Raw genomic sequence first — 13,118 nt, forward strand, 5'->3', positions numbered from 1 at the left:
TCCCTTAACATTATTGGTTTTGGCAGGGTTGTGGATAACGTGCTTTACGCTCCAGATCGTCGAGGTCGATGTGGTTGCGCATGTACTGCTGACTGGCGTCCACCAGCGGCTGGTGATCCCAGCTCTTCAGCTTGCCGATGGTTAATGCTTCGGCGACAAAACGTCGGCGCCGTTGGCTGGCGAGCACTTGTTGGTGGATCGCCGGGATATCCCATTTGGCCCGGGCTTCGGCGAGAAATTCATCGAAAAGCGACCGATGTTGCGGCGATTGACTGAGTTCTTGCTGTTCACGCGGGTCGTTGTGTACGTCGAACAGCAGGCAAGGGTCGTCTTCGCTGTAAATGAATTTGTAGTTGCCACGGCGAATCATCATCATCGGGCTGATGGTGCCTTCAGCCATGTACTCGCCGAAGACCTCGTCATGACCGCCCTGCCCTTGCAGGTGCGAGACCAGTGAGCGGCCATCCAGCGGCAGGCCTGGTTCCAGCGAACCGCCCGCCAGTTCCACGAAGGTTGGCAACAAATCGGCGGTGGACACCGCCGCGCTGACCCGGCCAGCCCCGAACTGCCCCGGCGCACTGATCAACAGCGGCACGCGGGCGGCCATTTCGTACCAGTGCATTTTGTACCAGAGCCCACGCTCGCCAAGCATGTCGCCGTGGTCACCGGAGAACACAATGATGGTGTCGTCGATCAAGCCGGTTTCCTCGAGTGTTTGCAGGAGTTTGCCGACGTTGCTGTCGATATAGCTGCACGCACCGAAGTACGCACGGCGTGCATCGCGAATCTTATCCACAGGCAGTGGTTTGTCCCACAGGTCGTAAACTTTCAGCAAACGCTGGGAGTGTGGATCAAGTTCGGTCTGCGCCGGGGTTTCGGGCAACGGAATGTCGGCGTCGTCATACATATCCCAGAAGGCCTTGGGAATGGTGTACGGGTCGTGTGGGTGAGTCATCGAAACGGTCAGGCAGAACGGCTGATCGCCCTCTTCACGAATGTGATCGAACAAATACTGTTGGGCCTTGAACACCACCTCTTCGTCGAAATCCAGCTGATTGGTGCGTACGCACGGCCCGGCTTGCAGCACCGATGACATGTTGTGGAACCAGGTCGGACGCACGTCTGGCTCGTCCCAGTTCACAGACCAGCCGTAATCGGCCGGATAGATGTCGCTGGTCAGGCGTTCTTCATAGCCGTGCAGCTGATCCGGGCCACAGAAATGCATCTTGCCCGACAGCGCGGTGCGGTAGCCGAGTCGACGCAGGTAGTGGGCATAAGTCGGTACATCGGCGGGGAAATCGGCCGCGTTGTCGTAGGCGCCGATCTTGCTCGGCAACTGACCGCTGACCAAGGTAAAACGCGACGGCGCGCACAATGGGCTGTTGCAATAAGCCGCGTCGAACACCACGCCTTCGGCGGCGAGGCGGCTGAGATTGGGCAGTTTGATGGGCGAAGGGCCGTAGAATGGCAACATTGGCGCGGCCATCTGATCGGCCATGATGAAAAGAATATTCTTGCGCTTCATGTGATCGCGGCATTCCATAGTGAATATTTATGCGAGAGTGCTGCGATCGAGCATGGAGCCCATGCATTTTGTGGTAAAGCCCCTGCGCGGCAATGACTAGGATAAGCACAGCTTATGTATGACGCCCTTGGTGATTTGTCTCTGGATTTGCTTCGCGCCTTTGAAGCGGCGGCCCGTCAGCGCAGCTTCACCGCAGCTGCGGTGGAACTTGGCACCACGCAACCGGCCATCAGCCAGCAGATCAAACGGTTGGAAGAACAGTTGGGGACGCGGCTGTTTGATCGCATCTATCGCGGCATTGAACTGACCGAGCCCGGGACGATTCTGTTCGAGCAGGTTCAGCTTGGATTGCAGAATATCGACGCAGGATTGAGCGCGATCAGTGCACAGAACCAACATGAAGTGTTGCAAGTGGCCACCGATTTCGCCTTCGCCGCGTATTGGCTCATGCCGCGCCTGCACCGCTTTCATGCCGCCAATCCTCAAGTGGACGTCAGCCTGGTCACCAGCGAACGCAGCCTCAACATGCTGCGCACCGATATCGATGTGGCGGTGTTGTTTGGTGATGGTCGATTCAAGCAGGGTGAAAGCCATTGGTTGTTCAGCGAAGAAGTATTTCCGGTGTGCAGCCCACTGTTGCTGAAGGACCGCGCCCTGCCCTTGCCGGTCCAGTCACTTCTGGAATTCCCGCTGCTGCACCTTCGAGGTGAGAACAGCAGCAACTGGTTCGACTGGAGCGGCGTGTTTCGGGAGTTGGGGATTGCTTCGGCACCCGCGCCCGGGCAATTGCGCTTCGACAATTACACGCTGCTGATTCAAGCGGCGATTGGCGGCCAAGGCGTGGCGATTGGCTGGCGACACCTTGTGGATAACTTACTGGCGCAGGGATTGTTGTGCCGACCGATTGCGCAAACGGTTATCTCCAGGCTCGGCTATTACGTGGTCCTGCCCCAGCGAAAACGGCGTGGTGCGCTGATTCAACAGTTTGTGGACTGGCTGATGGCTGAGCAGGCCGGCAGTGCGCAATCGTTGAATGGCCTTCCGCTGCCGTCTATCGCTGTATAGCCTCGGTCGCGACAAAGGTCACGTGTTCGCCGACATGCAGGTTCAACTGCATCTCGTCGGCAATTCCCACTGCGACCCGGTTCAACCGCTCAAGTGGTTCAGCGAGGCCCGGTTCCAGGCTGCTGCTGACCTGGCTGAAATGTTCGATGGTCAGCCCGGCCACGCCGCGCGGCGCATTCACCAGCGTCCAGTGCAAGGTGCTGCTTTGCAGGGCTTCGCGAATTTCTTCGGCGGCGTGGCGTTGCAGTCGATCTTCTATTTCCGGATCGTCCAATACCTCGAAATCGCCCACCAGAAACAATCGGACAATCCCCGAGGCCTGCAGGCCATCGATCAGAGCATCCACCGCCAGCACTTGCTCGACCGGGCCGGGCACGATGGACTTTTCCACGTGCTCGCTGTTCATCGGCAACCCTGGTGCATCCAGCAGGCAGATCACCGCCGAACAACCGGCGACACTCTGCTTGACCCGCTCGGCGTCGAACACATCGCCGGTCTTGGTCCGCAATCCCGGGCGCGGCGCGAGCGCCGTCAGATCATCGAGAATCGCGATCACTTCATGTTGGCGCCGCAGCATTTCAGCCATTAGCGCACTGCCCAGGCTACTCATGGCACCATAAAGCACCACTTTCACCACCGGGGTTTCGGCATTTTTCATGGCCGTGCTCCGTTTTTCCTATCTATATGGCGTGTGACCTGTGGGAAACAACGCCAGTTCGACTCGGTTTCAGAGGGTTTTAAATGCAGCGGATCAAGGGCTACCACGCCCATGTCTACTTCGACGCCAGCACCCTTCCTCAGGCGCGAGCCTTGTGTGAGCAGGCGGCGCAATTGTTTCCAGTGAAAATGGGCCGCGTCCATGAACGCCCGGTGGGCCCGCACCCTGACTGGAGCTGCCAGTTGGCTTTCGAGCCGCAATACATCGGCGATGTGCTGCCCTGGCTTGCGCTCAACCGCAAGGGTTTGGTGGTGTTCTGCACCCGGACACCGGCGACGATCTGCTCGATCACACTGAGCATGCCATCTGGATGGGCGCGATTCGGTCGCTGGATCTGTCTATATTTTGATCAGTTTACAACGGTTCCTCAGCTTCGCCGGGCAAATGTTCGTCCAGATGCAGCCAGGGCAGACGGTTGTCCGTCCAGATATGTCTTTCGGCGGGTGCCTGCTCTGGATGATCGAGGGTGGCGATGGTCACGTCGATGCTGTCCGGGCTCAGGTGCGTGACCAGCGCCAGCTGCGCACCACAGTTGCCGCAGAAATACCGTACGCAGGTTGTCGACGAGTCGTACTGCGCGGGTGTTCCTTTCACCCATTCAAAAGCGGATGCCGGCACGGTGATCCAGGTGGTCACGATGCCGCCACTGACCCGTCGGCAAATCGAACAATGACAGTGGGCGATGTCGTGCAAAGGCCCGCTGAATTGATAGCGCAGATGTCCGCAGTGGCAGCCGCCCGTATGAATGTCGGCCATGTTTTTCCTCCTGCCCCGTATTCAGGGACTTTAAACCCGTCCGACGACCGGTTGCACATCTGGTCAATGCTTTCATCCGCGAAAGCTCGGTGAAAGCTTCCCCGATTAGGATCGCCCCCACTACCGGCAACAGACCGGTCGGCCAATGCCAGTGTTTTATCGCTCGCACAGCCCATTTAACAACAACAATGGTGATCCTGATGTCCTTTGCTACCCGCCACTTCGCTGTCACTCCGCCCATACGTCTCGTGCTTCCCGTTCTGCGCTGACCCACCCGGTTCGCCCATTCCCTAGCCGCGCTATGCCTGGAGTATTCCCATGCTGACTTTCCTTGGCTTTGCCATGGTCATCACGTTCATGTTCCTGATCATGACCAAGCGCCTGTCCGCGCTGATCGCTCTGATTATCATCCCGATCCTGTTCGCGCTGTTTGGTGGTTTTGCGCCGAAGATCGGCCCGATGATGCTCGAAGGCATTACCAAGCTCGCGCCGACCGGTGTGATGCTGATGTTCGCCATTCTGTACTTCGCCCTGATGATCGACTCCGGCCTGTTCGACCCGGCCGTGCGCAAGATCCTCAAACTGGTCAAGGGCGACCCGCTGAAAGTTTCGGTCGGCACCGCCGTATTGGCGCTCGTCGTCTCCCTCGATGGTGACGGCGCGACCACTTATATGATCTGCGTGGCCGCCATGCTGCCGCTCTACAGCCGTATCGGCATGAGCCCGCGGATCATGGCCGGTCTGATCATCCTCGCCGGTGGCGTGATGAACATGACCCCTTGGGGCGGCCCGACCGCCCGTGCAGCCAGTGCGCTGCATGTGGACCCGTCCGACATCTTCGTACCGATGATTCCGGCGATGGCTGCCGGGGTGCTGGCAATTCTCGTGATTGCCTACTTCTACGGCAAGCGTGAGCGTGCGCGTCTGGGTGAACTGCACCTGGTGGGAGATGAAATCGACCACAGTGAAATCAGCGTTTCGCAATTCCCGGATGCCCGTCGTCCGAAGTTGATCTGGTTCAACGGCGCCCTGACCCTGGGCCTGATGTGCACCCTGATTGCCGGCCTGTTACCGCTGCCGGTGCTGTTCATGGTGGCGTTCAGCATCGCGATGATCGTCAACTACCCGTGCCTGCAACAACAGAAGGACCGCGTCGCGGCCCACGCCGGTAGCGTGCTGGCGGTGGTCGGGTTGATCTTTGCCGCGGGCATCTTCACCGGTATCCTGACGGGCACTGGTATGGTCGACGCGATGTCGAAAAGCCTGCTGGCGGTCATCCCGGATTTTCTTGGCCCGTATCTGGCCGTGATCACTGCGCTGGTAAGCATGCCGTTCACGTTCTTCATGTCGAACGATGCATTTTATTACGGCGTGTTACCGGTACTTGCGGAAGCCGCCAGTCATTACGGTATAACCGCGGTTGAAATGGCACGTGCCTCGATCGTCGGTCAGCCCGTCCACTTGTTGAGCCCGCTGGTACCATCGACCTACTTGTTGGTGGCCCTGGCCGGTATCGACTTCGGTGACCATCAGCGCTTCACCCTGAAATGGGCAGTGCTGGTGTGCATGTGCATACTGGTTGCCGCGTTGCTGATGGGGATTTTTCCGCTGTTCAGCACTCTATAAGCCCAAGACTCACCATGACGGGTCCAGGCTTTGCTGTTTGAAGCCCGGGCCCTTCGTGGTTTAACACATCCTCAAAGGAATACACATGGAATGGCTGACCAACCCTGAAATCTGGGTTGCCTTCTTTACCCTGACCGCCCTGGAAATCGTCCTGGGTATCGATAACATCATCATGATTTCGATCCTGGTCAGCCGCATGCCCAAGCACATGCAGCAGCGCACCCGGATTTTCGGCCTGGCGCTGGCCATGGTCACGCGGATCCTGTTGTTGCTGTCGATTACTTGGGTCATGCGTCTTACCGCCGACCTGTTCGAAATGTTCGGCCAGGGTATTTCCGGGCGTGACCTGATCCTGTTCTTCGGTGGTTTGTTCCTGTTGTGGAAGAGCTCGCAAGAGATGTACCACGCGCTGGAAGGCGAAGACGAAACCCACGAGGAACCGACCGCCAAGGGCGGCAGCTTCCTGTACACCATCATCCAGATTGCGATTATCGACATCGTGTTCTCCCTGGACTCGGTGATTACCGCCGTGGGTATGGTTTCCCATGTGCCGGTCATGGTCGCTGCGATCATCGTTGCGGTTCTGGTGATGATGCTGGCGGCTGGCACCATCAGCGAATTCATCGACAAGCACCCGTCGCTGAAAATGCTGGCCCTGTCGTTCCTGTTGCTGGTCGGTACCGTGTTGATTGCCGAGTCCTTCGAAGTGCACTTGCCAAAAGGCTACGTCTACTTCGCCATGGCGTTCTCGCTGGCGGTGGAAGCGATCAACATCAAGATGCGCACCGCGATGATGAAAAAGAAGAAGCAGCAGGACCCGGTGAAACTGCGCAAGGACATTCCGGGTCAATAACCCGAATGTTGCGCTATGACAAAGGGGCCTTCGGGCCCCTTTGTCGCGTCTGCATCAAGCTGTTTTCATGACAGTTCTGTTTCAATCGCTTCTTTAGCTGTGCGATGCTGGCGCACAGCCCGTTAGCCAACTACAGCTTAAGTACAGAACGTAGAAGAACGCGCGGCACCGTCAACTTGCCCCTTTGGGGCGCTACCACCACAGGGGGCCTGCATGCTCACCCTGCTCAATTTGTTATCTGCCGTGGCCTTGCTGATTTGGGGCACGCACATCGTCCGAACCGGCATCCTGCGGGTCTACGGCTCCAACCTGCGCCATGTGATTGGCCGGAACATGTCCAAGCGCTGGCTGGCGTTCGTCTCGGGGATCGTCGTGACGGCGATGGTCCAGAGCAGCAACGCCACCGCCATGCTCGTCACTTCCTTTGTCGGTCAGGGCCTGATGGCGCTGACTCCGGCCCTGGCAACCATGCTCGGGGCCGATGTCGGTACCGCGCTGATGGCGCGAGTGCTGACCCTCGACCTGTCATGGCTATCGCCGCTGCTGATCTTTCTTGGGGTGATTTTCTTCCTGTCGCGCAAACAGACCCGGGTCGGACAGATGGGCCGGGTCGGCATCGGCCTGGGGCTGATCATCCTGGCCCTGCAACTGATCGTCGAATCCGCCGCGCCGATTACGCAGGCACAAGGTGTGAAGGTGATTTTCGCCTCGCTGACCGGCGACATCCTGCTGGATGCCTTGGTCGGCGCGCTGTTTGCGATGGTTTCTTACTCCAGCCTGGCCGCCGTCCTGCTGACGGCGACCCTGGCCGGTGCCGCGGTGATCAGCTTGCCCGTTGCCATCGGCCTGGTGATCGGCGCCAACATCGGCAGCGGCATCCTTGCCTTCCTCAGCACCAGCATGCAGAACGCCGCCGGCCGCCAAGTGGCTTTGGGCAGCCTGCTCTATAAACTGATCGGCCTGCTGCTGATCATTCCGGTGCTTGACCCATTGGTGCACTGGATTGACAGTCTGGACTTCAGCCCTCAGGAAATGGTCATTGGCTTTCACCTGCTCTACAACACCGCGCGCTGCCTGATCTTGTTGCCAAGTGTCGGGCTGATGGCCAGGCTTTGCGCGTGGCTGCTGCCGGAGCGGCCGGAAATCAACGGCACCGCCAAACCGCGGCATCTTGATCCAACGGCACTCGTCACGCCCAGCCTGGCGCTGGCCAATGCCGCCCGGGAAACCCTGCGCATCGGCGACCTGATCGACAACATGCTTGAGGCCATGCTCGACGTGCTGCGCGGCAACCAAACCGCCGTGACCCAGGAGATGCGGCGCCTGACCGATGATGTGGAATCGCTCTACGGTGCGATCAAGCTCTATCTGGCGCAAATGCCCCGCGAAGACCTCAGCGAGCAGGACAGCCGACGCTGGGCGGAAATCATCGAGTTGGCGATCAACCTTAAACTCGCCAGCGACCTCATCGAACGCATGCTGCGCAAGGTTCAGCAGCAGAAAACCTCGCAGCGCCGGTCTTTTTCCGAGGTCGGCCTGGAAGAGTTGGCGGGGCTGCACAGTCAGTTGATAGCCAACCTGCGTCTCGGCTTGTCGGTGTTCCTCAGTGCCGACAAGGAAAGTGCCCGCCAGTTACTGCGTGAGAAACGTCGCTTTCGCGCACAGGAACGCCGCCTGGCCCATGCTCACGTCAGCCGATTGCAACGTAAGATCGTGCAGAGCATCGAGACCAGCTCGTTGCACCTGGAGTTGATTGCCGACATGAAGCGTCTGAGTTCGCTGTTCTGCAGCAGCGCCTATGTGGTGCTGGAAACTTCCGACACCGGCGCACTCATTGCCGATGATTTTGCTGACATCACGCATTCACCCTGAACGTCCACAGTTGCCTGCAGTCTGTTGAACTTACGCAAGCCGTATGGAAACTCGTTATGCGTTGTCTGCTATTCGCCTGTCTGTTGCTTGGCTCACTCCCTGCGTTTGCCCTGGATCGCTTTCAGGTCGAGGGCTATACGCTGCCCAACGGTCTGCAATTGCTGCTAAAACCCGGCACGGAGCGCGGGCATGTGGCGATTCGTCTAGTGGTCGGCGTCGGCATTGATGATTTCAGCTGCGCCGACAAAGAGCTGCCGCACCTGCTTGAGCACTTGCTGTTCAGCGGCATTGATGCCACTGGCGAAGGCGGGCTGGAAGAGCGCATGCAGGCGCTGGGCGGCGAGTGGAACGCCTACACCAGCAACGCCGACACGACGTTCGTCCTCGAAGCCCCGGCGAAAAACCAGCGCAAGGTCCTCGACCTGCTGCTGGCACTGCTGACCCAAACCCGAATCGACGACAACGCGATCAACGCCGCCAAACAAGTGGTCGAGCGCGAAGACGGCGGCCATTACTCGCACCTGCAACGCTGGCTGGATCGCCAGGATCTTGGCCACACGGCGAGTAATCAGCTGGCGGTGGAACTGGGCCTCAAATGCCCCGAGCGGGCTGAGGTCGATTACCTGACCCGCGAACAGCTGGAAAAGGTACGCAAGGCCTGGTACGCGCCGAACAACATGACCCTGATCGTGGTCGGCGACCTCGATCGATTGCTGCCGGCCTATCTGGAACGGTCTTATGGTGCGCTTGAAGCGGTCGACCCGACCGATCACCCGCCCCTGCCGGCCATCCAGGCCAGTGCCGCCCACGAGCGCACCCTGAGTCACGGTTTTGTCGGCGGCAATGCCAAGTTGCATTGGCTGGTGCCGGAGCCGGTGCTGGAAGATCAGCACGACGAAACCTTCGACTTGCTCAAGGACTATCTGGACTGGGCGCTTTACCGCCAAATGCGCCTGGCCCATGGCTTGTCCTACGGGCCTTCGGCGGAGCGCGAGGTGTTTGGTGGCGTGGGTTTCATGAGCCTGAACGCCGACGTTGAGCGCGATGACGTGTCCGAGGCCGAACAGGTGCTGGATGATTTGAAGGCCGGGTTGCTCAGGGACGGTCTCAATGCCGACACCTTCAACCGCCTCAAACAGGCCGCCATCGCCCGCCAGGCCTGGGCCGTGCAAGGCAATAGCGCGTTGGCCGATTATTACTGGAGTGCTCTTGGGGATTACGAGGACGGCCGTTTCGCCAACCCGGCCAAGGAACTGCAAGGGGTGACGCTGGCGGAAGCGAACAAGGCCATGCGTGAATTGCTCATGCAGCCGGGCTACCTGCGGATCGAAAAGCCGTTGATGAGTGATGACCAGGTGATGTGGGCGATTGCCGGGGTGTTCGGCGTGATTGTGCTCGGGCTATTGGCATTGCGCTTTCATCGCAGGGCGCCACCGACCGTGTAGCAGCTGCCGAAGGCTGCGTTCGGCTGCGAAGCAGTCGTTAAAACCATTCATCTCGGTGTATCAGTCACATGTGACATAACGGATTTGCGGCTGCTTCGCAGCCGAACGCAGCCTTCGGCAGCTGCTACACAGGTTTTGTGATCGGACCGCAGCCCCTCGCCACACCGCCCTCTCGGCGGTTACCCTGTCGAGGATTTTTCCCACGACTATTGCGAACCGCCGAATGCCGACTCTGACCCTATTCGTACAGCGCATCCTGGAATTGATGAAGCGCTACCCAGGGGTCATTGCGCTCGGTGGTTTCATTTCCGGGGTCGGCAGCTTCATGCTGGTGGATCGTCAGCAAGGTCTGGCGACCTGGATCACCACCATCATGCTGGTCAGCTGGATCTGGCTGATGCTGGAAAACAGCCTCACCAAGTTGTTCGCCAGGATCTTCAAGCGCGAAATACCCCAGCCGTTGCTGCGTTACGCGACGCAGATGATCCACCAGGAAAGCCTGTTTTTTGTCCTGCCGTTCTTCTTCATCACTACCACTTGGAACAGCGGTCAGTTGGTTTTCACCGGGCTGCTGAGTATCGCCGCGCTGATTTCCATCATCGATCCGCTCTACTACAAATGGCTGGCGCCTCGACGCTGGGCGTTCCTGGCGCTGCACACGCTGACGTTGTTCGCTGCACTGCTGACCGCCCTGCCCGTCATCCTGCACCTGACCACCTCCCAGAGTTTCAAGCTGGCCCTGGGCACCGCTGTCGTGCTGTCGTTCCCGAGCCTGGCGTCGATCTTCCCGATTCGTACTGTGCGCAACGCGCTGGCGATTCTGAGCATCACCGTAGGCATCGGCGGGGTTGGCTGGGTGCTGCGTTCGTGGGTTCCGCCGGCGACGCTGTGGATGACTGATGTCGCGATCAGTACGCAAATGCAGGGCCGTATCCCCGGCGACAGCCTCGATGAGGTCACCGCCGACCAGATCCGTGGTACCGGCCTGTACGCTTACACCGCGATCAATGCCCCGCGTGGTCTGGAGGAGCGGATCTATCATGTGTGGCAGTTCAACGGCAAAGAGGTCGACCGCATCCCCCTGGACATCCATGGCGGGCGCAAGGAAGGCTACCGCGCCTGGACCCACAAGCAGAATTTCCCCGGCAACCCTGCGGGTAAGTGGCAGGTTCGGGTGCTGACCGAAGATGGCCAGGTCATCGGTGTGTTGCGCTTCGAGGTAAAGGACAAAAAGCCTGCGACTGCCGCAAAGTAACCCGTTCGTGCTATTACGTAGAGCTGCGTAATAGCCGATAAAGCACGGAGCTTATGACCAGCAGCACAATGCCCGGCAGTGCCCGACTGGACACCTCTCACTCCCCTGCTCAGTTGCGGGTCACGGGTGACTGGACGCTTGCCCATTACGCCGATCTCAAGCACCTGATCGAAAAGCTCCACGGCCAATACGACGACAACACTCACATCGACCTCAACGGCCTCGGCGCGCTCGACACCGCTGGCGCGTCGTTGCTGGTGGAGTTGCTGGGGTCCGAGCGCCTCGGCCGATCGGCTGAACACCCCGAGTGCACCCTCTCCTCCGCCGATCGCGCTTTGCTACAAACCGTCTACTGCTCGCTGACCGACTTCTGCGTGCCGATCAAGGAACCGGAAATCAGCGTCGGCATTCAACTGCTGACCCGCATCGGCCGCGCGGTCGACGCGGTCTGGCAGGACACCCTGCAACTGCTGGGTTTCGTCGGCCTGATTCTGGAAACCATCGCCCGCAGTCTGTTTCGCCCCAAGCGCTGGCGCATCACGCCGATGGTGGCGCACATCGAACAGAGCGGCCTCGACGCCGCGCCCATCGTCGTCCTGCTGACCTTTTTGGTGGGCGCCGTGGTGGCGTTTCTCGGCGCGACGGTGCTGGCGAGTTTCGGCGCGAGTATTTTCACCGTGGACCTGGTGGCGTTCTCCTTCCTGCGCGAATTCGGTGTGTTGCTGACCGCGATCCTGATGGCTGGCCGCACCGCCAGTGCGTTCACCGCGCAGATCGGCTCGATGAAAGCCAACGAAGAAATCGACGCTATTCGCACCTTGGGCCTCGACCCGATGGAGTTGCTGGTGGTGCCGCGAGTGTTGGCCCTGCTGGTCGCGCTGCCGATGCTGACCTTTTTGGCGATGCTCTCGGGGATTGTCGGCGGCGGTGTGGTTTGCGCGGTGTCTCTCGATATTTCGCCCGCGATGTTCCTGTCGCTGCTGCAATCGGACATCGGCGTTCAGCACTTCCTGGTCGGGATCGTCAAAGCGCCCATCTTCGCGTTTTTGATCGCCGCCATCGGCTGTCTTGAAGGCTTCAAAGTCAGCGGCAGCGCCGAGTCCGTCGGCGCACACACCACGTCGAGCGTGGTCCAGTCGATTTTCGTGGTGATCGTGCTCGACGCCGTGGCCGCGCTGTTTTTCATGGAGATGGGCTGGTGAGTCGTCTACCCCGAGCACCTTCCGAGGCGGTGATCGAAGTCCGCGGCTTGTGCAATCGCTTCGGCCGCCAGAGCGTGCATGAGAACCTCGACCTGGATGTGTTCAAGGGCGAAATCCTCGCCGTGGTCGGCGGTTCCGGCAGCGGCAAATCGGTGCTGCTGCGCAGCATCGTCGGGTTACGCCAGCCCAGCGAAGGGGTGGTGAAGGTCTTCGGTAAAAACCTGCCGACGCTGTCCGAACACGAGCGCTCTAAGGTCGAGCGGCGCTTCGGCGTGCTGTTCCAGAAAGGCGCCCTGTTCTCTTCGCTGACGGTTACCGAAAACGTCGCCCTGCCCCTGATCGAGCATGCCGGTTTGAGCCGCGAGGATGCCGAACACTTGGCGGCAGTGAAAATGGCCTTGGCCGGGTTGCCGCTGTCGGCGGCCGACAAGTACCCCGCTTCGCTGTCCGGCGGCATGATCAAGCGTGCGGCACTGGCCCGGGCTCTGGCGCTGGACCCGGACATCCTATTTCTCGACGAACCCACCGCCGGCCTCGATCCGATTGGCGCAGCCGCGTTCGATCAATTAATTCTGACCCTGCGCGATGCGTTGGGCCTGAGTGTGTTTCTGGTCACCCACGACCTCGACACGCTCTACACCATCACCGACCGGGTGGCGGTGCTGGCGCAAAAGAAAGTGCTGGTGGCGGACGCCATCGACAAGGTGTCGGAAACTGACGACGCGTGGATTCACGAATACTTCCATGGCCCTCGCGGCCGCGCGGCGCTGACGGCCGCTCAACAGCTTAAGGAGGTCTGAC

11 protein-coding genes and 1 pseudogene are annotated in these 13,118 nt (G+C 59.8%); 9 read left to right on the top strand and 3 right to left on the bottom strand.

Annotated features, from left to right (window positions below; genetic code table 11):
• Nucleotides 1-10: 10 nt before the first annotated feature.
• A complete protein-coding gene (betC, locus tag ACYZT3_RS01210; protein WP_282379682.1) occupies nt 11-1,525 on the bottom strand; it encodes a choline-sulfatase in 1,515 nt (504 codons plus the stop codon).
• 114 nt (nt 1,526-1,639) lie between these two features.
• Here betC and ACYZT3_RS01215 point away from each other — a divergent pair, with 114 nt between their 5' ends.
• Nucleotides 1,640-2,590: a choline sulfate utilization transcriptional regulator gene (locus ACYZT3_RS01215; RefSeq protein WP_462031337.1), complete on the top strand. Its 951-nt coding sequence runs from the start codon at nt 1,640-1,642 to the stop codon at nt 2,588-2,590.
• Here the strand turns inward: ACYZT3_RS01215 and ACYZT3_RS01220 are convergent.
• Complete coding sequence (locus ACYZT3_RS01220; protein ID WP_462031338.1) at nt 2,577-3,248, bottom strand: NAD(P)-dependent oxidoreductase; 672 nt, start codon at nt 3,246-3,248, stop codon at nt 2,577-2,579. The genes ACYZT3_RS01215 and ACYZT3_RS01220 overlap by 14 nt on opposite strands.
• 83 nt (nt 3,249-3,331) lie before the next feature.
• Here ACYZT3_RS01220 and ACYZT3_RS01225 point away from each other — a divergent pair.
• Nucleotides 3,332-3,657: pseudogene (locus ACYZT3_RS01225) on the top strand (DOPA 4,5-dioxygenase family protein).
• 5 nt (nt 3,658-3,662) lie between these two features.
• Here the strand turns inward: ACYZT3_RS01225 and ACYZT3_RS01230 are convergent.
• Nucleotides 3,663-4,064 (bottom strand): GFA family protein, encoded by a 402-nt coding sequence (locus tag ACYZT3_RS01230; protein ID WP_462031339.1) that lies wholly within the window; start codon nt 4,062-4,064, stop codon nt 3,663-3,665.
• Between the two features lie 318 nt (nt 4,065-4,382).
• Between ACYZT3_RS01230 and ACYZT3_RS01235 the strand changes: the two genes are divergently transcribed.
• The 7 genes from ACYZT3_RS01235 (at nt 4,383) to ACYZT3_RS01265 (ending at nt 13,117) form a co-directional block, all read left to right on the top strand.
• Nucleotides 4,383-5,690, top strand: coding sequence for a CitMHS family transporter (locus tag ACYZT3_RS01235; RefSeq protein ID WP_282379672.1), 1,308 nt, complete (start codon nt 4,383-4,385; stop codon nt 5,688-5,690).
• Nucleotides 5,691-5,775: 85 nt separating this feature from the next.
• The gene (locus ACYZT3_RS01240; protein ID WP_282379670.1) at nt 5,776-6,543 is read left to right on the top strand and encodes a TerC family protein; all 768 of its coding nucleotides are present in this window, start codon (nt 5,776-5,778) and stop codon (nt 6,541-6,543) included.
• Nucleotides 6,544-6,756: 213 nt separating this feature from the next.
• Entirely contained in the window at nt 6,757-8,415 is a 1,659-nt protein-coding gene (locus ACYZT3_RS01245) for a Na/Pi cotransporter family protein (protein ID WP_282379668.1), read from the top strand.
• Between the two features lie 56 nt (nt 8,416-8,471).
• Entirely contained in the window at nt 8,472-9,860 is a 1,389-nt protein-coding gene (locus tag ACYZT3_RS01250) for a M16 family metallopeptidase (protein ID WP_282379666.1), read from the top strand.
• Between the two features lie 223 nt (nt 9,861-10,083).
• Nucleotides 10,084-11,115, top strand: a complete 1,032-nt coding sequence (locus ACYZT3_RS01255) for a DUF5924 family protein (RefSeq protein ID WP_282379664.1) — start codon at nt 10,084-10,086, stop codon at nt 11,113-11,115.
• Nucleotides 11,116-11,168: 53 nt separating this feature from the next.
• Nucleotides 11,169-12,317, top strand: coding sequence for an ABC transporter permease (locus ACYZT3_RS01260; protein ID WP_462031340.1), 1,149 nt, complete (start codon nt 11,169-11,171; stop codon nt 12,315-12,317).
• On the top strand, nt 12,314-13,117 hold the full coding sequence (locus ACYZT3_RS01265; RefSeq protein ID WP_462031341.1) for an ABC transporter ATP-binding protein: 804 nt from the start codon (nt 12,314-12,316) through the stop codon (nt 13,115-13,117). Before ACYZT3_RS01260 ends, ACYZT3_RS01265 begins: the two co-directional genes overlap by 4 nt.
• The last annotated feature ends 1 nt before the right edge of the window (nt 13,118 follow it).

The sequence above is a fragment of the Pseudomonas sp. MDT1-16 genome, from assembly GCF_054898115.1.